Genomic DNA, 25,041 nt, shown 5'->3' on the forward strand with positions numbered 1-25,041 from the left:
GGAGGACGATCAGGGGGCTGGGGGTCAGCGGTGGCGGCGAGGAGGCGGAGGCGGAACCGGTTTGCCGGCGACGATCTTGCCTATCGGTATCGCGACCGATGAGCGAGCGGTCAGCACCGTGATCGTGGTCGCCGTTCGCGCTGTGAGCGTCCCGACAACGTCCGTGGCCCGGGCTCCGTCCTCGATGAGGTAGCGCACGACCACTCTGCTGCCCACGGCAGTGTGCGCCAGCCTCTCGAGGGTCACGCCTGCACTCTAGGCGGGTTCTTGGTCGTCCCGGTCAGGGTTGACTCGTCGGATCCCAACCGGTCCTCGTCCGGTGTCCCGGGCTCAGCGCCGGCACCAACCGGCCGCACCAGGGATGATGCGACCTCGGGATGCCGAGGGGCCGCGACGCCCACCACCACTGCGCTGACGGCGAGCGTCACGGCGGCGATGAGGAAGGCCAGGCCGATGGCGTCGACGAAGGACTGCTGGGCGGCGACGATGAGCTGCTCACCCGCGGGCCCCATGCGGCTCAGCTGCTGGGAACCCGCCTCGGTGAAAGCGATGGAGGACTGCACGCGCTCCGCCAGCTCCGGGCTCAGGCCCGCCACGGCCGGCTCCATGCCCTCGCGATAGCCGGCGGAGAGGGCGCTGCCCAGGACGGCGATGCCGAGGGCGCTGCCGAGCTCGCGGGAGACGTCGTTCATCGCCGAAGCCACGCCCTGCTTGTCCCGCGGCAGGGAGCCGGTGATCGCCGAGGTCGCCGGGGTTCCGGCTAGGCCCATCCCGGCGGCGAAGAGCACCAAGGCCGCCGCGAACTGCCAGTAAGCGAAGTCCACCCCGAGGAACGACATTCCCAGCAGGCCGGTGGCGCTCAACGTCAGCCCGAGAGCAGTGACACGGTTGGTGCCGAAGCGGTCGGCGATCCGTGGGGCATTGCGCGCCAACGGGATGAGGGTGAACGGCATCGGCAACATCGCGCAAGCCGCGAGCAACGGGCTGAGCCCGACGACGTACTGCAGGTACTGCAGGGCGATGAAGAAGAAGCCGAAGGCGCCGAAGAACTGCGCGGTCAGGGTCAGCGACCCCATCCCGAACCCGCGTACCCCGAACAGCCGAGGGTCCAACAGCGGCTCAGAGCGGCTCATCTCCCACAGCACGAACCCGACAAGGCCGGCTGCGGACAGCCCGAAGGCCACGACCGTCACCTGGTCGCTCCACCCTCGCTCGGCCCCCTCGATGATGCCCAGGACGAGCCCGACCAGGCCCACCATGGCGAGCAGGGCACCCACCACGTCGAGCCGCGGGGCCTGGTCGTCTCGCGAGGCCGGGACGACGGCCATGGTGCCGATCAGGGCCAGCGTCGCCAGCACCACGTTGAGCGCGAAGAAGGAGTTCCAGGCGAAGAACTCCAACAGGATGCCGGAGGCGAACAGGCCCAGAACGGCACCGCCACCGGCCACCCCGACCCAGACGCCCACGGCACGCCCTCGCTCCTCCTCGGGGAACGAGGTGGTGATGATGGACAGGGTCACCGGCATGACGGCCGCGGCTCCGACGCCCATGACGGCCCGGGTCGCGATGAGCGTGGTGGGGTCCGAGACGAACAGCGCGACCGCGGCGGCGCCGCCGAAGACCACAAGCCCTGCCATCAGGACGCCCTTGCGGCCGAACCGGTCGCCGATCGCCCCGGCGGGGAGCAACAGGGCCACGAAGGCCAGGGTGTAGGCGTCGACGATCCACGTGACCTGAGTCTGCGTGGCGCCCGTGTCGACGGCGAGGTCGGGCAGCGCGACGTTGAGGCCGCTGACCGCCGAGACCACCATCATCAGCGCGAGCGCGATGACTCCCAGCAGCAGCGGACGCTTCGAAGCGGGGCTGACGTCGTTCATGGCTCCTCCTGTATTTCAACGAGCGTGGAATAAGTAATTCTGCACACGTTGAGTTCTTGGTGTCAAGGGACTAGATTGAGGGCGAGGCGCGAAGGCCGTGCCGACGAGGAGGGTGGGTGAGCACATCACCTCGGCGACGCCCGGGTCGGCCAACGGGGTCGGATGGCAGCGCCCGCGCCGCGATCGCGTCCGCCGCCCGCCGGCAGTTCTCGGCGCACGGCTTCGACGGCCCGAGCCTGCGCGGCATCGCGGTCGAGGCGGGCGTCGACCCCTCGCTGGTCAAGCACCATTTCGGTGACAAGCAGCGGCTCTTCCTCACCGTCGTCGACCTCCCGGTCGACTACGAGGTGCTTCTCCCGCGGCTGCTCGATGGGCCCGACTCCGGCATCGGGGCTCGTCTGGCGAGCACGGTGGCCGGCCTGTTCAGCGACGAAGAGACGCGCAGCAGACTGCTGGGACTCCTGCGAGCGGCGTCCTCGCACGCTGAAGCGGCTGCGGTGCTGCGGGAACGCATCACGGACGGCCTGCTCGAGCCCTTGGCGGCTTCACTCGGGCGCGACGAGCCGCGCCTGCGTGCGGCGATGGTGATGTCACAGGTGGTCGGGATGGCGGTGGCGCGACACATCGTGGAGCTCGAGCCGCTGGCGGAGGCGGACGCCGAGGAGGTCGCTCGCCTGCTCGCGCCGGTGCTGCAGCACTACCTGACGGCCGACCTCTTCGCCGGGGCTGCCCCCACGGTCGCGAAACCGTAGGGGCAGCCGCGCTCGGATCCGCCGACACGCTGACCGTTTCTGGCGAGATATGCGACGAGCGCTAGAGAGGCACATACAGTGACATCGTGGATCCTGTGATGAACCCGTATGCGCCTGGCGCGGGGCAGCGGCCGCCCGAGCTGGCCGGACGCGACGAGCAGCTGAAGGCGTTCTCGGTCGTCCTGGAGCGTATCGCCCGCGGGCGCCCGGAGCGCTCGATGGTGCTGACCGGGCTGCGTGGGGTCGGCAAGACCGTCCTGCTCAACGCGCTGCGCTCGGCGGCCGTCCGGGCGAAGTGGGGCACCGGCAAGCTGGAGGCGCGGCCCGACCAACGGCTGCGCAGGCCGATGGCCGCCGCGCTGCACATGGCGGTGCGCGAGCTGGGCCACCCGCGCGGCGAGGAGCTCGACCACGTGCTCGGCGTGATCAAGGCCTTCGCCCAGCGCGAGGCGCCGGGGGCGAGGCTGCGCGACCGGTGGAACCCCGGCATCGACGCTCCCGCGGTGTCCGGCCGCGCGGACTCCGGCGACATCGAGATCGACCTGGTGGAGCTGCTCACCGACGTCGCCGGGTTGGCCGCCGATGTGGGCAAGGGCGTGGCCGTCTTCGTCGACGAGATGCAGGATCTCGGCACCGAGGATGTCTCCGCCTTGTGCGCCGCCTGCCACGAGCTGAGCCAGTCTGCCCAGCCGCTGATCGTGGTGGGTGCGGGCCTTCCGCACGTGCCAGCCGTGCTCTCGGCAAGCAAGTCGTACTCCGAACGCCTGTTCCGGTACTCGCGCATCGACCGCTTGGACCGGGCGCAGGCCGAGCGGGCGCTGCGGACTCCGGCTCAGGACGAGGGAGCGGATTTCGAGCCCGACGCGCTGGAGGCGATGTACTCCGCGACCGGCGGCTATCCCTACTTCATCCAGGCCTACGGCAAAGCGGTGTGGGACCTGGCCCCGCGCTCTCCCATCACCGCCGACGACGTGCGTGTGGGGGCCCCGGAGGCCGAGATCGAGCTGGCGGTCGGCTTTTTCGGATCACGGTTCGAGCGCGCGACCCCGGGCGAGCGAGAGTACCTGCGAGCGATGGCGCATCTCGGCGCACAGCCGCCGCCCGACGAGCACGAGGGGCGCTCGCGGGGAGGCGAAGCGGGCCACAGCGCCGACTCGGTGACCACGGCGGATGTCGCGGCCCACCTCGACCGCACGCCCCAGTCGCTGTCGCCGGCGCGCGACTCCCTACTGAAGAAGGGGCTGATCTACTCCGCCGAGCGGGGGCGGATCGCCTTTACGGTGCCGCACTTCGGGCGTTACCTGCGCGCTCGCTCGTAGTCGGCGCGGCCGAGGACACCCTTCTGCTCGTGCGGAGAACCATCCCAGTTGCGTTTGAGTCATGCAATATATCAACATCATTCATTTGAAGCATAGGTCGGCGGCGGCAACAATGAAGACATGAACGAAACGCAGAACACCACCCGCACCCACAGAGGCCCGGTGACCCGGATGACCCAGGCCGTCCGGGACCACGGCGGCATCATCAAGTCGCTCGATGCGGTCATCGTGCGCGCGCAGAGCTTGGGCCCGGCGATGTCTTCGGCCAACCACAAGGGCCTCCAGCGGCCCTGGACCGACACGCGCGGCCGCTGAGACAGGAGCGCGCGGTTGCCCTCGACCACGCCGCCCCTGCATCTCTCTCGGCTCTCTCTCGACCGGACTCATTGCGCAGCAACGCACGCCATCCCTTGACAGCCTGGTGAGGGACGACCACAGTTGTCCCATCGCTCACACGGCAGAACTCTTGCTCATCTGAGCGGTACGGTGGGTTTCCTCCCGCCGTGCAGGAGGAGACGGTGTGGTCTGACCATCGTCGCGCCCTGGGCCGCGACGAGGAGGTGCGTCGACGCCGTCTTCCACGGGTGACAGGCGGGAGTTGAGTCGATGCAAACCGTGCGCCGCGTGGTCGCTGCAGGATCGGCGTTGGCCGTTCTGGCGGGCACTGCTTCCTGTGGCGGTGGGGACAGCTCAGGGCAAGGTGACCAGACCCTGACCATCGCCGCGGTCAACAACGCCGACCTCGACCGGCTGCGCGACCTCAACCAGAACTTCCTGGACCAGCACTCGGGGGTGAACATCGAATGGGTGAGCCAGAGCGAGAACGAGCTGCGGGAGACGGTGTCGACCGATGTCGGGACCGAGGGTGGACGGTTCGACGTGGTCACGGTGGGGACCTTCGAGGCGCAGATCTGGGCCGAGGAGGGCCTGCTCGAGCCGCTCACGGACATGCCCGACGGCTTCGAGGCCGGCGCCTTCGTGCCCAGCATCCGCAAAGCCCTGACGCCCGAGGACGAGATGCTGGCCGCGCCCTTCTACGGGGAGTCCTCCTTCACCATGTACCGCACGGACCTCTTCAAGGAGGCCGGGGTGGAGATGCCGGACCAGCCGACGTGGAGCTTCATCATCGATGCGGCGAAGAAGATCTCGGAGGAGACGAGCGCGGACGGCATCTGCCTGCGAGGCAAGCCGGGCTGGGGCGAGAACATGGGCTTCGTCACGGCCATGGCGCACTCGTACAGCGCGCGCTGGTTCGACGAGGACTGGCGAGCGCAGCTGGACAGCGACGCCTGGCTGGAGGCCACGGCCGACTACCTGGAACTGGCCGAGTACGCCCCGTCCACGGTCACCCGCAACGGCTACCAGGAGAACCTCAAGCTCTTCCAGGACGGGGAGTGCGGCATCTGGGTGGACGCGACGATCGCGGCCTCCTCCGTGACGGACTCCGAGGAGTCCAGCGTGGCCGACTCCGTGGACTTCGCTCCCGCGCCCGGAGCAGGTGAGAACGGCTCGAGTAACTGGCTGTGGGCGTGGTCGCTGGCGATCCCCTCCGGATCGGAGCACAAGGACCTGGCCAAGGAGTATGTCGCCTGGGCCACGTCTGCGGAGTACATCGAGCTTGCCGCCTCGGAGTACGGCTGGGCGAACGTCCCCGCTGGAGCGCGATCTGACCTGTACGAGAACTCCAAGTACACCGACGCCGCGCCCTTCGCCGACCTCGTGCAGCAGTCGATCGACAGCGCCGACCCCACGAAGCCGACCTCAGAGCCCGTGCCCTACGAAGGCATCCAGTACGTGAACGTCGCCGCGTTCCAGAGCATCGGGAACGCGGTCGGGCAGCAGATGACCGACGCCATCTCCGGGGAGATCTCGGGGGAGCAGGCGCTCGAGAACTCGCAATGGGTCGCGGACCGCGTGATCGAGCGCGTCCGGTTGCTCGAGGACCAGCAGGGAAGCGACTGAAGGGACGGTCATGGCTAGATCAGTAGAGGAGATCGACCGGGAGATCAAGCAGACAGACGAGGAGCTGCTGCCGGTCGCTGACCACGAGCGTCATGGGGCGAAGCACTTCCTCGGGCTCTATACCGCCGAACACGTCGCCGGCACCGAGTTCGTCTTCGGCGCCACGTTCGTCATCCTGGGCGCCGGAATCTACGACATCCTCATCGGCCTGGTCATCGGCAACACTTTGGCCATTCTGAGTTTCTGGTTGATCACCACGCCGATCGCCCGAGGGGCCCGGGTGAGCCTGTACAGGTATCTGGACATGATCGGTGGAGATGCCGTGTCCAAGCTGTACAACGCCGCCAACACCATCATCTTCGGCGCCATCGCCGCCGCGATGATCACGGTCTCGGCCACCGCAGTTCGCCGGGTGGTCGGCTTCCCGGCGCAGACCGAGGGTTACCCGACCCACATCGGCTTCATCGTCCTGGCCGTCATCTTGGCCGCCGTCACCGTGCTTGTGGTCGCCTTCGGCTTCAACGCCCTCGCGGAGTTCGCCACCATCTGCGGGCCGTGGCTGATGGTCATGTTCACGGCGGGTGGACTCGTGCTGCTGCCCGCCCTCGCAGAGTCGGTCACCGGCGTCACCACCATCGACGGCTGGGGGGAGTTCGTCGACATCGCGGGCGCGACGGTGTTCACCGGCATCACCCCCGAGGGAGAGCCTGGGATCGGCTTGTGGGAGGTCGCGGGCTTCGCCTGGGCGGCGAACGTGTTGACCCACTTCGCCCTCATCGATATGGCGTGGCTGCGCTACGCGAAGAAGAACATCTACGGTCTGTGCACGGCCACCGGCATGATGTTCGGGCACTACGTCGCCTGGATCTCGGCCGGCTTCATGGGCGCCGCGACCGCCGCGATCACGCTGCAGAGCATCACCGTCCTGGCGCCGGGTGATGTGGCCTGGTACGCCCTCGGATGGGCCGGCTACATCACCGTCATCGTGGGTGGCTGGACGACGGCGAACGCCTGCCTGTACCGCGCGGGCCTGGCGGCGCAGGGCGTCTTCCCCTCCATGCCCCGTTGGAAGACCACCCTCATCGTGGGGATCGGGGTCATCGTCGCCGCCTGCTTCCCCTTCGTGTACAGGAACTTCCTGCCACTGGTGACCTACGCCGGGGTGGCCCTCGTGCCGATCGGTGGCGTCATCTTCGCCGAGCACCACCTGTTCCACCGCATGGGGCTCACCAAGTACTGGTCGCGGTTCAAGGGTGTCGTCAACTACCCGGCCATCATCACGTGGGGGCTCTCGTTGGCCTTCGCGGTCGGCATCGACACCCTGGGCTTCCCCTACTACTACCTCTTCCTGCCCACCTGGGCATTCTCCATCGGCGTGTATCTCTTCCTCGCCCGGCGGGCTGGGGCCGGCGGTGACTTCACTGAAGAGCAGAAGGAGGAGGACCTGTGGAACGAGCGGGCACTCTTGGCCAAGGAACGCGCGGCTGAGGAGCGGCCGCCGGTGGAGGTCAGGGATACGACGACACTGAGCCGCGCGCTCCGCGCGATCTGGATCGTGACCTGCTTGGTGATGCTGACCTACTCGTTCATCGTGCTGTTCGACAGCCCGGACATCTTCACGTATCTGCAGCATCGCGAGACCTGGTACACCATCGCCATCACGGGCACGGTGATCTACTTCGGCACTGCCTACTGGGAGCTGCAGCGCGGTAAGCAGATCGCCAAGAGGGCCGAGCGGGAGCACCGCGCGGAGGAGGGTCAGAAGGACGAGGACCAGAGCGAGGACGCGAAGGTGAACGCCTGACCGAGGGCGCTCACTCCTCGCGCAGCCCGCGCACCAGCCGGAGAGCCTCTTCGGCGCGAGAGAACGGCACGAAGAGATGGTCGTGGTGCCGTGCGGCCACGACGTTGGCGCTGATGCCGGCGTCGGCCAGCCGGGTGCTCATGGCCGCCGTCAGCCCGACGGCGTCCAGGGCCGAGTGCACGGTGAGGCTGATCCACGCGGTGACGAGCTCATAAGACAGGCCCTGGGCGTCGGCGTCCTCGCGTCGGACCACCGCGGACAGGCCCTCGCTCTCCTGGAAGGTGGCCAGCGCGGCGATGCCGGTGGGGAGGCCGTCCACGGTGACGAAGACCCACTCACCCTCCTCCAGGCGAGGCTGAAGGGTGCGCAGCAGCGTCGCGAGGTCGCGCTCTCCCCGCCCCCGCGGACTCACCGGTCCCGAGACGGCGGGTCCTCGTCCTCGTCCAGCAGCACCGAGCTGTCCCGTTCCTGGAGCTCCTCGCCGCTCACCTCACCCTTCATGTGCGCAGCGGTCAGCTTCGTGTGGCCTGGGTAGCGGACATCCTCGATCAGCTGCTGCATGACCGGGGAAGGCTTGGTGGTGAACTGGGAGACCACGATGGTGACGGCGAAGTTGATCAGCATGCCGACCGTGCCGAATCCGGTCTCCGGGATGCCGAAGATGCCGTCACTGTTGCCGTAGATGTCGATGGTCCAGATCTGGTAGGCCAGCGTGGTGCCCAGCCCGGCGACCATGCCCGCCGTGGCCCCGGCCGCGGTGCAGTTCTTCCAGAAGATGCCGAGCACGAGGATGGGGAAGAAGCTCGCCGCCGCCAACCCGAACGCCAGCGCCACCACCTGGGCCACGAACCCCGGCGGGTTGATGCCCAGGTAGCCGGCCAGCAGGATCGCGCCGGCCATGGCGATGCGCCCGACGAGCAGCTGCTCCTTGTCCGAGGCCCGAGGGTTGATCTTCTTGTAGTACACGTCGTTGGCGACCGAGGACGAGATCACCAGCAGCAGCCCCGAGGCGGTGGACAAGGCGGCGGCGAGGCCACCCGCGGCGACCAGGCCCACGATCGGAGCCGGCAGCCCGGCGATCTCGGGCGCGGCCAGCACCACGATGTCGTTGTTGATCACCAGCTCGTTGGCGGCGCTCCCGGCGGCGGCGATGTCGATGATGCCGTCACCGTTGGCATCGGTGAACTCGATCAAGCCCACGTCGCGCCATGTGGAGTACCAGCCCGGCGCCTGGGACTCCGGTGTACCGGAGAGCTGGTTGAGCACGTTGAACTTGCTGAACGCCCCGATGGCGGGGGCCGTGGTGTACAGCAGCGAGATGAAGAACAGCGCCCACAGCGCCGAGTAGCGCGCTGCCCGCACCGACTTCGCCGTGTAGAAGCGCACGATCACGTGCGGTAGCCCAGCGGTGCCGAACATGAGGGCGCCGGTGATGAGCACCATGTTCAGCCGGCTGGTCTGGGTGAAGGCCTCGGTGTAGGCCGCGATGCCGAGGTCGCGCTGCAGGCCGTCGAGCTGGTCCAGGATCTCGCCGAAGCCGATCTGGGGGAACGGGTTGCCGGTGAGCTGGTTGGAGATCGCCACCGCCGGGATGATGTAGGCGATGATCAGCACCGTGTACTGCGCCACCTGCGTCCAGGTGATCCCCTTCATCCCGCCGAGCACCGCGTAGAAGAACACGATCGTCATCCCGATGAGGATGCCGACCGTGTTGTTCACCTCGAGGAACCGCTGGAACACCACGCCGGCTCCGGCCATCTGGCCGGCGACGTAGACGAACGAGACGACGATGGCACACACCACGGCCACCATGCGCGCGCTCTCGGAGTACCGGTCGCCCACGAAGTCGGGCACCGTGTACTTGCCGAACTTGCGGAGGTACGGGGCCAGCAGCAGGGCCAGGAGCACGTAGCCGCCCGTCCACCCCATGAGGTAGACCGACCCTGCGTACCCGTTCTGGGAGAAGGCGACGATGCCGGCGAGGGAGATGAACGACGCGGCGCTCATCCAGTCGGCCGCGACCGCCGCCCCGTTGGCCGGGGCCGGGATGCCGCCGCTGGCCACGTAGAAGCCGGCGGTGTCGCTGACCCGGCTGGCGTAGGCGATGTAGATGTAGAGGGCGAAGGTGATGACGACGAAAACGGTGGTCCAGAGCTGGATGTCACTCATCAGTGGCGCACCTCGCTCTCGTACTCCTCGATGCCGTACTCCTTGTCCAGCCGGTCCATCCGCCACACGTACACCGCGATGAGCACCACGAAGGTGATGATCGAGCCCTGCTGGGCGAACCAGAAGCCGAGCGGGACTCCGAGGAACGAGACCTGGTTGAGCACGTCGACGAGGAGGATGCCGCACCCGAAGGAGACCAGTGCCCAGATGGTGAGCAGGACGGCCATGAGCCGCAGGTTCCGCCGCCAGTACTGCTGCCGTTGCTGGGAGTCCATCTGCTTGTCCTCCTGAGAGTTCGGGCTTTGCCTGTCGCGAACCTGAGTGTCTCCTGAATATGCCAGAAGCAGCGGGGACAGCAAAGAGTAGGGTCGCGTGTCGTGGGTAAGCGGGCGAGCGGCCAGCGCCGCCTGCTCGTGGCGTCCCTGCTGCTCGTCTTCGGAGGTTGGCTTCCGTGGCTGTATACCGGGGTCGGCACGGTCAGCGGAGCCCGGGGGGCCGGGCTCTGGGTCTTCTACGCCGGTCTGCTGGCCTTGGCCGGGGCTCTGCTGCCCCCACGCTTCTCGACCGCCTCGCTGGTCCAGGCGCTCGTCGTCGCCGCGGCGGGTATGGCGCTGCCGGCGTGGCAGGTGGCTCGGATGCTGGCTCTGGTCGGGATGCAGGGCTGGCTGCCGGGACCGGGTCTGGTGATGAGCTTCTTCGGCGGGGTGCTGTGCGCGCTCGCGGCCCGAGACCTGATGGAGGGTCGCTCGGCCCAGCGCGCCGGTCCCCCGTGAGCGCGGCCGAGCACACGACGGCGACCCCGGCGTGCGGTCGCCCCTGCCTACGATGACCTGGTGCACGAGTCAGCAACCGGCTCCGACAGCCGCCCGGCGATCATCCTCGTCTCCGAGCATCGCGGGGACTTCCTGCGCGACGAGTTCGACCGTTACGCCCGCGACTACTACCTGCGCACCGCCCGGACCTGCGCCGAGACGTGTGTCGTGCTGCGCGGGCTGCTGGAGGCCGACCGTCCGGTCGCGTTGTTCGTGACCGAGAGCCGGCTGCCCGACGCGAAGGTGCTGGACGCGTTGACCACCTGGCGTCAGCTGGTGCCCACGGCTCGCGGAATGATCGCCGCCCACCACGAGCACTTCCTGCGCGACGCCTCGGACCTCCGCGAGGGGATGGCCCTGGGCACCTACGACGCGTACCTGCTCATGCCGCGAGGCGTGCGCGACGAGGAGTTCCACACGGCCGTCGCCGAGCTGCTCTCGGACTGGGGGTCGACGGTCGCGGCCCCGGTGGTGGAGAGCGTGCGGATCGTCACCCCGGAGCCGGACGGGCTGGTGATGCAGATCCGGGACTTCCTCGACCGGATGGGCCTGCCGAACGGGGTCTACCCGCCCGACAGCGAGATCGGTGCCGAGATCCTGGCCCGCTGCACCGTCGCGAACAGGTTCCCGGTCGTGGACCCGGTGCGGGGCGACCCCTTCGTTCCGGCCACGGTCCGCGAGCTGGCAGCCACCGTGTTCGGCACTCCCGACCGCGTGAAGCTGGACCGCGTGCTCGACGTCGCCGTGGTGGGTGCCGGGCCGGCGGGCCTGGCCACGGCGGTCTACGCCGCCTCCGAAGGGCTGAGCACCGTCGTCGTCGAGGCCGAGGCCGTGGGTGGCCAGGCCGGAACGAGCTCGATGATCCGCAACTACCTCGGGTTTCCCCGGGGGGTCTCCGGCATGCGGCTGGCCCAGCGCGCCCGCAACCAGTCCCTACGGTTCGGCACCGAGTTCGTGACCGGGTGGGAGGTCACCTCGGTAGACGTCGGCGACGGCGACCAGCCGCACGTGCTGCATACCGACGGCGGTGACCTGCGCGCCCGGTCAGTGGTCATCGCGACGGGCGTGGCCTACCGCCGGCTGGGTGTATCCGCCCTCGAGGCGCTGATCGGCAACGGCGTCTACTACGGGGCGGCGATGACCGCGGCGCGAGAGATGGAAGGAGGCGACGTGTACGTCGTCGGCGGGGGCAACTCGGCCGGGCAGGCGGCGGTCCACGTCGCGAGGTTCGCCAGCACGGTGACCATCGTGGTCCGCCGGGACGGCCTGGCCGACACCATGTCGCAGTACTTGGTCGACGAGATCGAAGCCAACCCGAAGGTCACCGTCCTGCCTCACACGGTGGTGGCCGACGGTGGGGGAGAGGGCCGACTGGAATGGCTGGAGCTGCGCGACCGCGTCCATGGCTCTCCTTCGCGAGTGCCGGCTCGGGGGCTGTTCCTGCTCCTGGGAGCAGAGCCCCACTGCGAGTGGCTGCCGCCCGAGGTCAGGAACGACGATCGCGGGTTCGTGCTGACCGGACGGGACGTACCGCGAGAGGACTGGTCCGACGATGTGCCGCCGGCCAACCTGGAGACCAGCGCGCCCGGGGTGTTCGCCGTGGGCGACATCCGGTCCGGTTCGATGAAACGAGTCGCCGCGGCCACCGGCGAGGGAGCCTCGGTCGTGCCCCTCATCCACACGCACCTGGCTGGGCTGACCATGGGCCAGTGAGGCCTCAGGCGTGGGTGGCGGGCTCGTGCTCGGCGTGGCTGGGGGTCTCCAGCTGGAAGGTGCAGTGGGCCACGTCGAAGTGTCCATCCAGGCACGCGCGCAACCGGTCCAGGGTGGCGCACTCGACCTCCCAGTCGATGCGGTCGACGTCGAGGACGATGTGCGCCGAGAGCACGGGCACTCCGCTGGTGATCGTCCAGGCGTGCAGGTCGTGCACGCCGATGACGCCGGGGACAGCGAGCACGTGCCGCCGGACGGTCGGCAGGTCCACCCCCTGGGGTACGCCCTCCAGCAGCACGTGTACGACGTCACGCAGCAGCGAGACCGCACGCGGCAGGATCATCAGCCCGATGGCCAGTGACGCCAACGCGTCGGCCCGCACCCAGCCGGTGGTCAGGACGACCACCGCGGCCACGATGACGGCCAGGGAGCCCAGCAGGTCCCCCAGCACCTCCAGGTAGGCCCCCCGCATGTTCAGGCTCTCACCGCCGGCGCGGAAGAGGATCACCAGCGACACCCCGTTGGCCACGGCACCGACCACCGCGACCCAGAGCATCAGCCCACCGTCGATCTCGGGCTCCGAGCCCCACCGCGCCACACCCTCGCGCAGGACGAGCACCCCGACACACGCCAGGATGAGGGCGTTGACCAGCGCGGCCAGCACCTCTGCGCGCTGCCACCCGAAGGTCCGCTCGTCCGTGCTCGGCCGCATCGCCAGAGTCGCTGCCACGAGCGCGATCAACAGCCCGGCGGCGTCGGTCAGCATGTGGCCGGCGTCTGCGAGCAGAGCCAGCGACCCCGAGACCCAGGCCCCGACGGCTTGGAACACCATCACGCAGGCGGTGAGGGCGAGGACGAACACCAGACGCCGCCGATGGCGCCCGGTCGCCGTCTGGCCGGCCCCGTGGCTGTGTCCTCCACCTTTCCCGCGTCGGTGCCGCTCAGGGGTTCCGGGCAGGTGATCGTGAGGCTCGTGGGTCCCCCCGTGGCCGCCGTCCTGCGAGTCCATGCCTCCACCGTATGCCGAACCTCGGCGCCGGACGGGGCCACCTGACTGGCGCTGCAGCACGCGCAGCCCTCGGCCTGTGGCCGGATCGGTACTAGGTTTCGTGGTACATGCCCATCGACAGGAGGCGTTCATGCCGTTGACCCCCGGCCCGGAGCACAAGTTCTCCTTCGGCCTGTGGACCGTGGGTTGGACCGGCCAGGACCCCTTCGGCCCGCCGAGCCGGCCGGCGCTCGAGCCGGCCGAGTACGTGCAGGGGCTGGCGGACGCCGGCGCCTGGGGCGTCACCTTCCACGACGACGACGTCGTGCCGTTCGGCACGGGCGATGAGGACCGCGCGGCACGCATCCGCCGGCTCAGCGAGGCGGTGCAGCGCTGCGGTCTCGTCGTGGAGATGGTCACCACGAACACCTTCTCCCACCCTGTCTTCAAGGACGGGGCCCTCACCGCGAACGACCGTGGGGTGCGCCGCTTCGCGCTGCGCAAGGTGCTGCGCAACGTCGACCTCGCGGCCGAGCTCGGCGCCCGGATCTTCGTGATGTGGGGTGGACGCGAAGGGACCGAGTTCGACGGGTCCAAGGACCTGCACGCTGCGATGAGCCGCTACGCCGAGGGCATCGACACGGTGGCGAGCCACATCAAGGAACAGGGGTATGACCTGAGGATCGCGCTGGAACCGAAGCCGAACGAGCCTCGCGGCGACATCTTCCTGCCCACCGTGGGCCATGCGCTCGGGTTCATCGCCATGCTCGAGCACCAGGACATCGTGGGTCTCAACCCGGAGACGGGCCACGAGCAGATGGCCGGGCTCAACTTCACCCACGGCCTCGCCCAGGCGTTGTGGGCAGGGAAGCTCTTCCACATCGACCTGAACGGGCAGCGCTCCATCAAGTACGACCAGGACCTCGTGTTCGGCCACGGCGACCTCACCTCGGCGTTCTTCACCGTCGACCTGCTCGAGCACGGGTTCCCGGGGGGCGGCCCGCGCTACGAGGGGGCGCGGCACTTCGACTACAAGCCGGCCCGCACCGAGACGCTGAAGGGCGTGTGGGAGTCGGCGCGGGCGAACATGGAGTCCTACCTGATGCTCGCCGAGGCCAGTGCGTCCTACCGCAGTGACCCCGACGTGGCCGAGGCCTTCGCCCGTGCAGGCGTGTTGAGCCTGGGTGAGCCTACGCTGGGGCCACACGAGCGGGTGGGTGACCTGCTGGCCGACCGGTCCGCCTACGAGGACTACGACCCGGACGCGGCGGCCGAGCGCGATCCCGGCCTGGTCCATCTCAACCAACTGGCGTTACGCCACCTGATCGGAGGACGCAGATGAGCACACTGGTCGCCGGTATCGACTCCTCGACCCAGTCCTGCAAGGTCGTGATCCGCGACGCCGAGACCGGCGAGCTCGTGCGATCCGGGCAGGCATCACACCCCAACGGCACCGAAGTGCACCCGGACCACTGGTGGGACGCCTTGCGGGAAGCCGCCGAGAAGGCCGGCGGCCTGGGCGACGTCGAGGCGGTGGCGGTGGGCGGGCAGCAGCACGGCCTGGTCGCGTTGGACTCCTCCGGCGAGGTGATCCGCCCCGCGCTGCTGTGGAACGACACCCGCAGCGCCTCGGCAGCCGCACAGCTCACCGAGGAGCTCGAGGGCTCCGACGAGGAGGGGCGCTCGGTGTCCTGGGCCTCGGAGACGGGCTCGCTGTTGGTGCCCTCGATCACCGTGACCAAGCTGCGCTGGCTCGCGGACGAAGAGCCCGACCACGCCGCCGCCGTCGCCGCCGTGGCCCTGCCGCATGACTGGCTCACCTGGAAACTGCTCGGTGCCGGGAGCCTGGACGCCCTGGTGACGGACCGGTCCGACGCCTCCGGCACCGGGTACTTCGACCCCGCGGGCGGCGACTACCGCCGAGACCTGCTGGCCATGGCGCTGCGGCGCGACGATGCCAGCGACATCGTGCTGCCCAGGGTGCTCGGTCCGGCGGAGTCCGCCGGTCAGGCTGCCGCGGCCGGGCTGCCCTCCTCCGCGCTGGTCGGTCCCGGCGCCGGCGACAACGCCGCTGCCGCACTGGGGCTGGGGATGAAAGCTGGCGATCTCACGCTGTCGATCGGGACCTCGGCGGTGGTCTCCGCGGTGGCGGCCGAACCCGTGCAGGACCCCCAGGGCACCATCAACGGCTTCGCTGACGCCACCGGTCAGTTCCTCCCCTTGGTGGTCATGCTCAACGGCTCACGCGTGCTCGACGCCACGGCCGCAGCTCTGCAGGTCGGACACGAGGAGCTCGCCGACCTGGCCCTGAAGGCCGAGCCGGGAGCGGGCGGGCTGACGCTGGTGCCCTACCTCGACGGCGAACGCGTCCCCGACCTGCCCGAGGCCAGCGGCTCGCTGTGGGGTATCACCCGGGACAACCTCACCCCCGAGAATCTGGCTCGGGCCGCGGTGGAGGGCATCCTGTGTGGGCTCTCCCGCGGGATCGAGGCCCTGTCCGAGCACGGGGTGCCGGTGCAGACCCTGCACCTCGTCGGCGGCGGCGCCCGCTCCCGCGCCGTGCAGGAGGTCGCTCCGGTGGTGTTCGGCCGGCCGGTCAGCGTGCCACCGGCCGGCGAGTACGTCGCCGACGGTATGGCCCGTCAGTCGGCGTGGGTGCTGGCCGGGACGGACTCCCCTCCGCAGTGGTCGGAGCAGGAGCCGGCGCGCCACGTCGAGGGGGAGCACCATGAGCACATCCGCCAGACCTACGATGCGCGCGCTGCCGTGGTCGCCTCTGCGTGGTGAGCCGTCGCGGCGCCGGGGGCCGGTCGCAGCGGTGAAGGCCGAGGCGACGGGGTGGGTGACGTGTCGTACCTGCAGCTGAACCACGGCCGGTACACCGCCCGCGTCTCACCGAGCGGCGCCGCGTTGGCCGCGCTCACCTACGACGGCGCCGATATCGTGCTGCCCGTTCCGGACGGTGAGGTTGCGACCGGCTTTCAGGGCAAGACGCTGGCACCGTGGCCGAACCGCATCCACGGTGCCAGCTATCGCGTCTACGGCAGACGTGAGCGACTGGCCGTGACCGAACCCGAGACCGGCCACGCGCTGCACGGCCTGGTGTGCTGGCAGGAGTTCACGGTCATCGCGCACTCCCCTTCCCAGGCGCGGCTGGTCACCCGCATCCTCCCCCAGCCGGGCTACCCCTTCACGATGCGTCTGCTGGTCAGCTACACGCTGAACGACCGGGGCCTGCACGCCTCCGCATCTGTGATCAACCAGGGTGACCGCAGTACGCCGTACGGTATCGGCGCCCATCCCTACCTGCGGTGCGGACCGGCGCCCCCGGACCGCTGCCATCTCGAGCTGCCGGCCGGGGCACGGGTGCGCCTGGGCGCGGTCGAGGACGAGCTCGACGTGGCCTCGCTCGTGAGGGCCGAGGGCACGCCGGTGCTCCTGGACCGGAGTCGGGTGGACCACGCCTTCACGGGCATGGACCAGCACTGGAGCGTGCGGCTGCATGATCGACGGGCGGGGCTGTGGTCGCGACTGTCCGCCAACAGCAGGTGGATGCAGATCTACACCGGAGACCGACTGGGACGGGCCGGTGTGGCCGTGGAACCGATGACGTGCCCACCCAACGCCTTCAACACCGGTGTCGACCTGCTCTGGCTGCGCCCCTCCGGCTCGCACGTGTTCACCTGGAAGCTGGACGCCGGCTACAGCAAACGGGGATGAGCGGGAGAATGCCGCACATGGCTGGTCCGTCCCCGATCGTCCGCGACGCCGACCCGGTGTCCGACGCCGCGGCGTGCGCGCAGATCTACGCTCCGTACGTGCGCGAGACCGTCGTCACGTTCGAGGAGGTCGAACCGGAGGCCACCGACTTCACCACCCGCATCCGCACCGCCCAGCGCCAGCACGCCTGGCTGGTGGCCGAGCTCTCGGGCCGCGTCGTCGGATACACCTACGCCGGCCCCTACCGGCCCCGGGTCGCCTACCGGTTCTCCTGCGAGACCAGCGTCTACCTCGACCGTGCGGAACGAGGGAAGGGGCTCGGTCTCACGTTGTACGGGGCCCTGCTCGAGCGGCTCACCGCGATGGGCTACCGCACCGCCGTGGCCGGGGCCACGCTGCCCAACGCCGCCAGCGAGCGGCTGCACGAGACTCTGGGCTTCCAGCGGGTCGGCGTGTTCAACCGGGTGGGGTACAAGTTCGGCCGGTGGTGCGACGTGGCCTGGGTGCAGTGCGACCTCGGCGGGGACGTCGGCGCAGGCTCTGCATGATGTGAGCCGCCGGACCGTGCATGCGCCAGGTCCAGCCGGGTGCGCATGTGGGGCGCCACCGGTGAGGATGTCGCCGTCACTCCGGTCCGGTCTCCGGGCCGCAGCGGGGCTACGTACCTGACCCTGGCTCCGACCCAGGGCTGGCGAGGGTATCGGGGCGAGAAGAACGCCGGGGTGTGATGGACTACCCTGCGTGACGGCGCTCGGAGAGCACGACCTGCATCCCCCGGAGGTGCCCGGTCAGGCGGTCGAGACGGTGCGCGAGGTGCTGGCCGACCTTCCGGCGCACCGCCGACGGACCTTCTGGCTTCGCGTGCAGCGCTGGTGGCCCGAGCTTCTCGAGCCGCTCGACCTCTACCCCGACGCGCGTCAGGTGGCCGGGCGGGCCCTGGTGCTCGCCGCCACCGCCTTCGCCGGGCGCTCCGAGGACCTGCACCTGCTGGACGAGCGACGGACGTTGGAGCCGGACTGGCTGCAGCGGCCCTCGATGACCGGCTACGCCGCCTACGCTGAACGGTTCGCCGAGCCGGGGACCGGGCTGGCCGGAGTCGCCCAGCGGGTGGGGCACCTGCGTCACCTGGGTGTCACCTACCTGCATCTGATGCCGCTGTTGCTGCCCCGGCCCGCGCCCAACGACGGAGGGTACGCGGTCGCCGACTACCGTACGGTCCGGCCGGACCTGGGTACCGCCGAGGACCTGGGGGACCTGGCCACCGTGCTGCGCGACAACGGGGTCAGCCTGTGCCTGGACCTGGTGCTGAACCACGTGGCCCGCGAGCACCCGTGGGCCAGCGCCGCCCGAGCGGGGGACTCGCACTACCGGGACTACTTCCACGTCTTCGCCGACCGTCGCGAGCCCGATGCCTACGAGGAGACCCTGCCGGAGGTCTTCCCGACGTTCGCGCCGGGCAACTTCACCTACGACGAGGAGCTGTCGGGCTGGGTCTGGACGACCTTCAACGCCTGGCAGTGGGACCTGAACTGGGCCAACCCGGACGTGTTCTGCGAGATGGCCGACGTGATCCTCTACCTGGCGAACCTCGGCGTGGAGATCCTGCGCCTGGACGCCATCGCGTTCACCTGGAAACGCCAGGGCACCAACTGTCAGAACCAGCCGGAGGTGCACGCCCTCACCCAGGCCCTGCGCGCCGTGGCCCGCATCGCGGCCCCCGCGCTCGCCTTCAAGGCCGAGGCCATCGTGGGCCCGGACGACCTGGTCTCCTACCTCGGTCGTGGGGTGCGCCACGGAAAGGTCAGCGACCTGGCCTACCACAACGGGCTCATGGTGCACATCTGGTCGATGCTGGCCAGCCGGGACGTGGCCCTGGCCGCGCATGCCCTGTCCCGCATCCCGGCGATCCCGAGCTCGACGGCGTGGATCACCTACCTGCGGTGTCACGACGACATCGGCTGGGCGATCGACGACCGGGACGCGGCAGCGGTGCAGCTCAACGGTTTCGAGCACCGCAGCTTCCTGTCCGAGTTCTACGCCGGTGAGTTCGAGGGTTCCTTCGCCGACGGTCTGGTCTTCCAGCACAACCCCGACACCGGCGACCGGCGGATCAGCGGCTCGGCGGCCAGTCTGGCGGGTGTGGGCGCGGCAGCGCAGTCCGGGGAGTCCGTGCGGCTCAGCGACGCGGTCGGACGAGTCCTCGTCGGCTATGCGCTCATCCTGGGTTGGGGCGGCATCCCGGTGATCTGGTCCGGGGACGAGATCGCGACGCTCAACGACTCGGACTGGCAGCGGGTGCCTCAGCACGCCGACGACAACCGCTGGGCCCACCGGCCGGCGCTGGACTGGGACGTGGTCGCCTCGCTGGATGGCGCGCCCACCTCAGCGGCGGCGCGGGTCTTCGACGGGCTGCGCTCGATGATCCGGATCCGCTCCGGGCTGGTCCATTTCCACGCCGCGGTGCGGGCGCGGCCTCTGCCGACGTCCGCCCCGGGTGTGCTGGGCGTGACACGACGACATCCGGTCGGCCCCCTGGTCGGTCTGTACAACATGACCGAGTACGAGCGCTACGTGCCCGGCTGGTGGCTGCGCGAGCAGGGGCTGGACCCGTACCAGGTGACCGACCATCTCGGTGGGGGATCGCCGGTGGTCACCGAGCACGAGGACATCCTCCTCACCGCCTACCAGGCGGCCTGGCTGACCGCTCGCTGACATTCGGAGCGCCGACCGCCGGACTAGCCTGTCCGTATGCCCAAGCACCTGTTCTCCCAAGTGGACGTCTTCTGCGGAGAGCGGCTGCGGGGCAACCCGGTCGCGGTGGTCCACGACGCGTTGGACGACGACGGTGCCGAGATCGATGCCGGACTCATGCAGGCGTTCGCCCGGTGGACGAACCTGTCGGAGACGACGTTCCTGCTGCCGCCCACCGATCCCGGCGCCGACTACCGGCTGCGTATCTTCACCCCCGCCCACGAGCTGCCGTTCGCCGGGCACCCCACGCTGGGCAGTGCCCGAGCGTGGCTCGCCACCGGGGGTGTCCCGAGGACGGCAGGCGTGGTGGTGCAACAGTGCGGCGCCGGCCTGGTGCGGGTCCGCCGTCGCGAGGGGGCCCTGGCCTTCGCCGCGCCCGCCCTTCTACGCAGTGGGCCACCCGAGAACGCGCTGCGCCGCGCGGTGACCGCAGCCCTGCGGGTCGAGCCGTCCGCGGTCGTGGACTCCTCGTGGCTGGTGAACGGGCCGCGGTGGCTGGGACTCCTGCTCCGCGATGCCGCCACCGTCCTCGCGTTGCGTCCCGACTTCGGGGCGATCGAGGCCATCGGTGAGGTCGAGGTCGGTGTCATCGGCCCGCACGGCCCGGAGGCCGAGGCCGACTACGAGGTGCGTGCGTTCTGCCCCGGGGCGGGAGTGGACGAGGACCCGGTCACTGGAAGCCTCCAGGCCGGGCTGGCTCAGTGGCTCACCGCTTCGGGACGGGCGCCCGACCGCTACGTCGCGGCTCAAGGAAGCGTCGTCGGGCGAGCGGGCCGGGTGAGCGTCGAGCTCGACCGGGACCCTGGTCAGGGCCGGGATGTCGTGTGGGTCGGTGGGGAGACGGTCCTGCGCGTCGCCGGAGCCGTGGACCTCACCTGAGCTGGGTTCAGGTGCCGTCGCGCAGCGCCTCGATGAGGTCGCCCTTGTTCATCCGCGACCGGCCCCGGACGTTCAGCTCGGCAGCCCGGCGGCGCAGCTCCTGCACGGTCCAGTCTTCGTAGGACCCGGCCTTGCCGCCCCGCTTGCCGACCTGCTCGCGCGAGTCACGAGCCGAGGCGTTCGCGATCGCGGCCGCCTTGGCCTTGCTCGCGCCGTCCTCGCGCACCGCGTCGTAGACCTCACGGTCCTTGATCGAGGGCTCCTGGCCCCTCTCGTCGTTCCCAGCCATGGTCCCAGTGTGCCAAGGATGTCGGCCCACGCGCCCGCTGGCGCCTTCAGGAGGCTGTGAGACGGTCGTACCTATGGACTCCGCCGCCTGGGATGAGAGGTATGCCGCCAGCGACGCCCTGTGGTCGCGAGCACCCAACCGCTGGGTCGAGCAGATCGTCTCGGAGATGGAGCCCGGCTCCGCGCTCGACATCGCCGCAGGGGAGGGCCGGAACTCGCTGTGGTTGGTGGAGCAGGGATGGACGGTGCGGGCCACCGACTTCTCGCCGGTCGCGCTCTCCCGCCTCCGCGAGCGAGCAGAGAGCCTCTCGCCGGAGCAGCAACGGCGGCTGAGCTGGGAGGTCGCCGACGCCACGGGGTGGATCATGCGCTCGGAGCGCGACGCCTACGACCTGGTGCTGCTCTGCTACCTGCACCTGCCCCCGGTCGGGTGGGCGAAGGCTCTGCGAGGCGCCGTCGCCCGGACCCGTCCCGGCGGGCACACGCTCATCGTCGGCCACGCCGGGATGAACCTGACCCTCGGCGTCGGCGGCCCGCAGCGGCGGGACCTGCTCTACGACCCGAGCGAGATCCTGGCCATCGTGGACGACCTGCCGGCGCATGCTGTCGTCGCAGACATCTGGAAACGCGAGGTGCCGGACGAGATCCGCGCGGCGCTGGACACCGTGGCTCTTCTGCAGCGGACACCGCCGCAGGGCCGGGCCGGACGCTGGTGGGGCGCAGGGTAGGCCACCGTCACAGCGGACCGACTCCCGCCGCCCTCCCGCGCTTCGCTAATCTGGCGTCAGAAGTTCCATGCGGCACGACGAGACAGCAAGGCCCCACGTGACTGACACGACGCACGTTCCTCACGACGACGGCTCCGCTGGCGTCGCGTCCTCGCGGCAGGTGCTCAGCTCGTTGCGCGCGGTGGTGAGCGCCATGCAGATGTACGCCGACGGTGTCGGGCACGATCTCGGGCTGCACCGCAGCGACCTCATGGCGATGAACCTCATGTCGCAGGCCGCCGCCCGGGGAACCTCGATGACGCCCTCCCAGGTGGCTCGGAGCATGAGCATGTCGGCCGCGGCCGTGACCGCGCTGGTGGACCGCTTGGAGCGCGTCGGTCACCTCGAGCGGCACCCCGACCCCACGGATCGCCGACGAGTCAAGCTCGACGTCAGCCGCCAGGCCGAAGACGTCAGCCGCACCATGTTCCGACCGATGAACGACGAGCTCGTCGAGGTGATGAGCCACTACACCGAGGACGAGCTCGAGGTGGTGGACCGGATGCTGACCGAGTTCACCCGCGCGGTGATGCGTGCGCGCGAGCACAACCCGGCAGAGGACGGGGACTCGGGTCTGGCCGCCCGTCCGCCTACGCTGGGCCACCATGCGACTGGGTGAACTGACCGCCGAGCTGGAGGCTGCGACGACCTCCGCCGCAGCTCCAGACGACCCCGAGGTCACCTACGTGACCCACCAGGCGGACTGGGTCCGGCCGGGGGAGGTCTTCGTCGCCGTCGCGGGAGCCCGTTTCGACGGGCACGACTTCATCGCGGACGCGGTCGAGCGCGGGGCCGTGGCCGTCCTGGGTGAAGGACTGCCGGCACGGACGCCGTGCCCGGTGCCCTACGTGCAGGTGCCGTGCGCCCGCGCCGCCCTGGCCGACGCGGCCGCCGCCCTGGCCGGACACCCCAGTCGCTCGATGACGGTCCTCGGCGTCACGGGGACGGACGGGAAGACGACCGTGTCCTGCCTGACGCGTCACCTCCTGCGGGGGGCCGGACGATCGGTCGGCTTGCTGTCGACCATCGGCTACGAGCTCAGCGATGGAGTGCTGCGGCAGCCGCCGACGCACTTCACCACCCCCGAGGCGCCACAGGTGCAGCAGATCCTGGCTGACATGCGCGCCGACGGCGTCGAGATCGTCGTGGTGGAGACCTCCAGCCACGCGTTGGCCTTGGACCGTGTTCGCGGTGTCGACTTCGACGTCGCCGTGTGGACCAACCTGACCGCCGAGCATCTCGACTTCCACGGGACCATGCAGGGCTACTTCGAGCACAAGTCACTCCTGGTCTCCCGCGCGCGCGCATCCGTGCTCAACGCGCAGGACCCCTGGACCCCTCAGCTCGTCCCGCTGGCCTCCTCACCGGTCTTCTACGCCGCCGAGGAGGGGGAGGAGGTGATCGCCGGGATCGAACCTGGATGGTGGGTCACCGATGTCGTGGAGGGCCCGCGGGACCTCCGCTTCACCGTGCACAGCCCGGATGGCGACCATCCTGCCCTGCTGCCCATGATCGGGCGGTTCAACGTGGCGAACGCGGTCGCCGCGCTGGCCGCGGGCACCCGCGCAGGTGCACCGATCGACAGCCTCTTGGCGGCGCTGTCCCGCTTCCCCGGCGTCGCGGGCCGAATGCAGATGACGACCCGCCAGCCGGGGCAGCCGCGGGTCATCGTCGACTTCGCCCACACTCCACCGAGCCTGGGCAAGGCGCTGCAGACAGTGCGGGTCACCACACAGGGCCGGCTCTGGGTGGTCCTCGGCTCCGCCGGCGGGCCTCGGGACCCGGGCAAGCGAGCGCCGTTGGGTGAGGTGGCCTCGGCCTACGCCGACCATGTGGTCCTCACCGAGGAGGACCACCGGGACACCCCGCTGTGGGACATCCTGGGCGAGATGAAGCGGGGCGCGCGCGACGCGGGCCGGGACAACGTGGTCTGCGTGCCCGACCGGAGGGAGGCGATCCGGTATGCGGTCTCGGGTGCCGGTGAACACGACACGGTGCTGCTTGCCGGCAAAGGCCCCGAGGAGACGCTGGAGCGGGACACCGAGACCATCCCCTGGAACGAGATGGCTGAGGCCGAGGCGGCTCTGACGGCGTGTCACCCCGCGGCGGCAGCCCACTCCGGCTGAGTCTCGTCGCGGCGACTTCCTCGCCGCGGAGCGCCCCTGGCCTCACTCGAACGCGGCGTGGACCTCCTCCGCGCTGACCTCGCTGACCTGACCGTGCGACCATTGCGGCGCTCGGTCCTTGTCGACCAGCTGGGCGCGCACCCCTTCGGCGAAGTCCGGGTGGGCGATGATCCTGGCGGCGAGGGTCAGGTCCTGGGCGAGCACCTGCTCCAGGCTCATCGTGCGGGCGCGTCGCACTGCCTCGAGCGTCACCGCGACCGAGTACGGCGAACGGGTCTCGATCTGGTGCGCCGCCTCGGCGGCAGCCGGGTCGCCGTGCCCGCGCAGCCGCTGCAGGATCGTGGGCGCATCCCGCCCGGCGTAGCACTCGTCGACCCAGGTTCGTTGCGCGGCCAGGCCTGACTGCTGACCGGACACCGCGTGCTCCGGGCCGGGCACGCACCAGGAGAACGGGTGAGCGTCGGCCTCGCGTGCCTGACGCCGGAGGTCCGCGAACACCTCGTCGCGGTCGGCCGAGGAGACCAGCGCGTCGGCGAGCCCGACGGCGACCGCGTCCGCGCCGTCGATCGTGACGCCGGTGAGCGCCAGGTGCGTGCCCAGCTCGCCCGGTGCGCGAGCCAGCAGCCACCGGACCCCGACGTCCGGAAAGAACCCGATGATGGTCTCCGGCATCGCCACCCGGGTGGCCTCGGTGACCAGCCGGTGCGAGCCGTGTCCCGAGATGCCGAGCCCGCCGCCCATCACCACCCCGTCCATCCACGCCACGTACGGCTTCGGGTAGCTCGCGACCAGCGCGTTGAGGGCATACTCCTCGCCGAAGAACTGCAGCGCTGAGTCGGGGTCACCGGCGCACACGGCCTCCCGCACCGCTCGGATGTCCCCTCCCGCGCAGAGCCCCTTGTCGCCGGCGCCGCAGAGCCAGACCGCCTTCACCGAGTCCTGCTCGGCCCACTCCTCCAGCGACCGATGCAGGCTGCGGATCATGTCCTGGTCCAGGGCGTTGAGGGCCCGTGGGCGGTTCAGCATGATGACCCCCAGGCCATCGGAGGTCCAGGACCGCAGGGTGGGCTCGACCGAAGGGCTCATGACGCGAGGCTAGCGGGACGGGTGCCGC

At 70.0% G+C, this 25,041-nt stretch carries 24 protein-coding genes; 16 read left to right on the plus strand and 8 right to left on the minus strand.

Features of this window, described 5'->3' with window-relative positions; translation table 11 throughout:
* Window positions 1-24 precede the first annotated feature (24 nt).
* Window positions 25-246, minus strand: a complete 222-nt coding sequence (locus VJ976_RS03510; protein WP_324098722.1) for a hypothetical protein — start codon at window positions 244-246, stop codon at window positions 25-27.
* Window positions 243-1,877 (minus strand): MFS transporter, encoded by a 1,635-nt coding sequence (locus tag VJ976_RS03515; protein WP_324098723.1) that lies wholly within the window; start codon window positions 1,875-1,877, stop codon window positions 243-245. The genes VJ976_RS03510 and VJ976_RS03515 overlap by 4 nt, the downstream gene beginning before the upstream one ends.
* Window positions 1,878-1,993: 116 nt before the next feature.
* On the opposite strand from VJ976_RS03515, the gene VJ976_RS03520 reads away from it, so the two are divergent.
* The 5 genes from VJ976_RS03520 to VJ976_RS03540 all read left to right on the plus strand — a co-directional run bounded on the left by VJ976_RS03520 (window position 1,994) and on the right by VJ976_RS03540 (window position 7,714).
* Window positions 1,994-2,629: a TetR family transcriptional regulator gene (locus tag VJ976_RS03520; protein ID WP_324098724.1), complete on the plus strand. Its 636-nt coding sequence runs from the start codon at window positions 1,994-1,996 to the stop codon at window positions 2,627-2,629.
* Window positions 2,630-2,715: 86 nt separating this feature from the next.
* Window positions 2,716-3,948 carry an ATP-binding protein gene (locus VJ976_RS03525; RefSeq protein ID WP_324098725.1) on the plus strand — a complete coding sequence of 411 codons (1,233 nt, stop codon included), beginning with the start codon at window positions 2,716-2,718 and terminating at the stop codon, window positions 3,946-3,948.
* Window positions 3,949-4,068: 120 nt separating this feature from the next.
* On the plus strand, window positions 4,069-4,263 hold the full coding sequence (locus VJ976_RS03530) for a hypothetical protein (RefSeq protein ID WP_324098726.1): 195 nt from the start codon (window positions 4,069-4,071) through the stop codon (window positions 4,261-4,263).
* 291 nt (window positions 4,264-4,554) lie between these two features.
* Window positions 4,555-5,910: a sugar ABC transporter substrate-binding protein gene (locus VJ976_RS03535; RefSeq protein WP_324098727.1), complete on the plus strand. Its 1,356-nt coding sequence runs from the start codon at window positions 4,555-4,557 to the stop codon at window positions 5,908-5,910.
* 10 nt (window positions 5,911-5,920) lie between these two features.
* Window positions 5,921-7,714, plus strand: coding sequence for a hypothetical protein (locus VJ976_RS03540; protein ID WP_324098728.1), 1,794 nt, complete (start codon window positions 5,921-5,923; stop codon window positions 7,712-7,714).
* A 10-nt stretch (window positions 7,715-7,724) separates the two neighbouring features.
* Here the strand turns inward: VJ976_RS03540 and VJ976_RS03545 are convergent, their stop codons facing one another.
* From VJ976_RS03545 to VJ976_RS03555, 3 genes are read right to left on the minus strand one after another with little or no spacing between them, the layout of a single operon-like run.
* Window positions 7,725-8,126: an ACT domain-containing protein gene (locus tag VJ976_RS03545; RefSeq protein ID WP_324098729.1), complete on the minus strand. Its 402-nt coding sequence runs from the start codon at window positions 8,124-8,126 to the stop codon at window positions 7,725-7,727.
* Window positions 8,123-9,883, minus strand: coding sequence for a sodium:solute symporter family protein (locus VJ976_RS03550; protein WP_324098730.1), 1,761 nt, complete (start codon window positions 9,881-9,883; stop codon window positions 8,123-8,125). The genes VJ976_RS03545 and VJ976_RS03550 overlap by 4 nt, the downstream gene beginning before the upstream one ends.
* A complete protein-coding gene (locus tag VJ976_RS03555; RefSeq protein ID WP_324098731.1) occupies window positions 9,883-10,158 on the minus strand; it encodes a DUF4212 domain-containing protein in 276 nt (91 codons plus the stop codon). Before VJ976_RS03555 ends, VJ976_RS03550 begins: the two co-directional genes overlap by 1 nt.
* Window positions 10,159-10,260: 102 nt before the next feature.
* Between VJ976_RS03555 and VJ976_RS03560 the strand changes: the two genes are divergently transcribed.
* Together VJ976_RS03560 and VJ976_RS03565 are read left to right on the plus strand one after the other, a co-directional pair.
* Window positions 10,261-10,656 (plus strand): hypothetical protein, encoded by a 396-nt coding sequence (locus VJ976_RS03560; RefSeq protein WP_324098732.1) that lies wholly within the window; start codon window positions 10,261-10,263, stop codon window positions 10,654-10,656.
* A 60-nt stretch (window positions 10,657-10,716) separates the two neighbouring features.
* Window positions 10,717-12,408: an FAD-dependent oxidoreductase gene (locus VJ976_RS03565; protein ID WP_324098733.1), complete on the plus strand. Its 1,692-nt coding sequence runs from the start codon at window positions 10,717-10,719 to the stop codon at window positions 12,406-12,408.
* Between the two features lie 4 nt (window positions 12,409-12,412).
* On the opposite strand, the gene VJ976_RS03570 is transcribed toward VJ976_RS03565, so the two are convergent.
* The gene (locus tag VJ976_RS03570) at window positions 12,413-13,417 is read right to left on the minus strand and encodes a cation diffusion facilitator family transporter (protein ID WP_324098734.1); all 1,005 of its coding nucleotides are present in this window, start codon (window positions 13,415-13,417) and stop codon (window positions 12,413-12,415) included.
* Window positions 13,418-13,547: 130 nt separating this feature from the next.
* Between VJ976_RS03570 and xylA the strand changes: the two genes are divergently transcribed.
* The 6 genes from xylA (at window position 13,548) to VJ976_RS03600 (ending at window position 20,746) form a co-directional block, all read left to right on the plus strand.
* Window positions 13,548-14,738: a xylose isomerase gene (xylA, locus tag VJ976_RS03575; protein WP_324098735.1), complete on the plus strand. Its 1,191-nt coding sequence runs from the start codon at window positions 13,548-13,550 to the stop codon at window positions 14,736-14,738.
* A complete protein-coding gene (gene xylB, locus VJ976_RS03580) occupies window positions 14,735-16,183 on the plus strand; it encodes a xylulokinase (RefSeq protein WP_324098736.1) in 1,449 nt (482 codons plus the stop codon). Before xylA ends, xylB begins: the two co-directional genes overlap by 4 nt.
* Before the next feature lie 60 nt (window positions 16,184-16,243).
* Complete coding sequence (locus VJ976_RS03585; protein ID WP_324098737.1) at window positions 16,244-17,116, plus strand: hypothetical protein; 873 nt, start codon at window positions 16,244-16,246, stop codon at window positions 17,114-17,116.
* 17 nt (window positions 17,117-17,133) lie between these two features.
* Complete coding sequence (locus tag VJ976_RS03590) at window positions 17,134-17,664, plus strand: GNAT family N-acetyltransferase (RefSeq protein WP_324098738.1); 531 nt, start codon at window positions 17,134-17,136, stop codon at window positions 17,662-17,664.
* A gap of 193 nt (window positions 17,665-17,857) precedes the next feature.
* Entirely contained in the window at window positions 17,858-19,828 is a 1,971-nt protein-coding gene (locus tag VJ976_RS03595) for an alpha-amylase family protein (RefSeq protein WP_324098739.1), read from the plus strand.
* Window positions 19,829-19,864: 36 nt separating this feature from the next.
* Complete coding sequence (locus VJ976_RS03600; protein ID WP_324098740.1) at window positions 19,865-20,746, plus strand: PhzF family phenazine biosynthesis protein; 882 nt, start codon at window positions 19,865-19,867, stop codon at window positions 20,744-20,746.
* Window positions 20,747-20,753: 7 nt separating this feature from the next.
* Here the strand turns inward: VJ976_RS03600 and VJ976_RS03605 are convergent, their stop codons facing one another.
* Complete coding sequence (locus tag VJ976_RS03605; RefSeq protein WP_324098741.1) at window positions 20,754-21,035, minus strand: DUF7218 family protein; 282 nt, start codon at window positions 21,033-21,035, stop codon at window positions 20,754-20,756.
* Between the two features lie 73 nt (window positions 21,036-21,108).
* On the opposite strand from VJ976_RS03605, the gene VJ976_RS03610 reads away from it, so the two are divergent.
* From VJ976_RS03610 to VJ976_RS03620, 3 genes are all read left to right on the plus strand, one after another.
* Window positions 21,109-21,762, plus strand: a complete 654-nt coding sequence (locus VJ976_RS03610) for a class I SAM-dependent methyltransferase (RefSeq protein ID WP_324098742.1) — start codon at window positions 21,109-21,111, stop codon at window positions 21,760-21,762.
* Between the two features lie 97 nt (window positions 21,763-21,859).
* Complete coding sequence (locus VJ976_RS03615; protein WP_324098743.1) at window positions 21,860-22,420, plus strand: MarR family winged helix-turn-helix transcriptional regulator; 561 nt, start codon at window positions 21,860-21,862, stop codon at window positions 22,418-22,420.
* Window positions 22,407-23,927, plus strand: coding sequence for a UDP-N-acetylmuramyl-tripeptide synthetase (locus tag VJ976_RS03620; RefSeq protein ID WP_324098744.1), 1,521 nt, complete (start codon window positions 22,407-22,409; stop codon window positions 23,925-23,927). The genes VJ976_RS03615 and VJ976_RS03620 overlap by 14 nt, the downstream gene beginning before the upstream one ends.
* 42 nt (window positions 23,928-23,969) lie before the next feature.
* On the opposite strand, the gene VJ976_RS03625 is transcribed toward VJ976_RS03620, so the two are convergent.
* Window positions 23,970-25,013: an enoyl-CoA hydratase/isomerase family protein gene (locus VJ976_RS03625; protein ID WP_324098745.1), complete on the minus strand. Its 1,044-nt coding sequence runs from the start codon at window positions 25,011-25,013 to the stop codon at window positions 23,970-23,972.
* Window positions 25,014-25,041: the final 28 nt, after the last annotated feature.

The sequence above is a fragment of the Ornithinimicrobium sp. genome (assembly GCF_035267225.1).
Taxonomy (GTDB): Bacteria; Actinomycetota; Actinomycetes; order Actinomycetales; family Dermatophilaceae; genus Ornithinicoccus.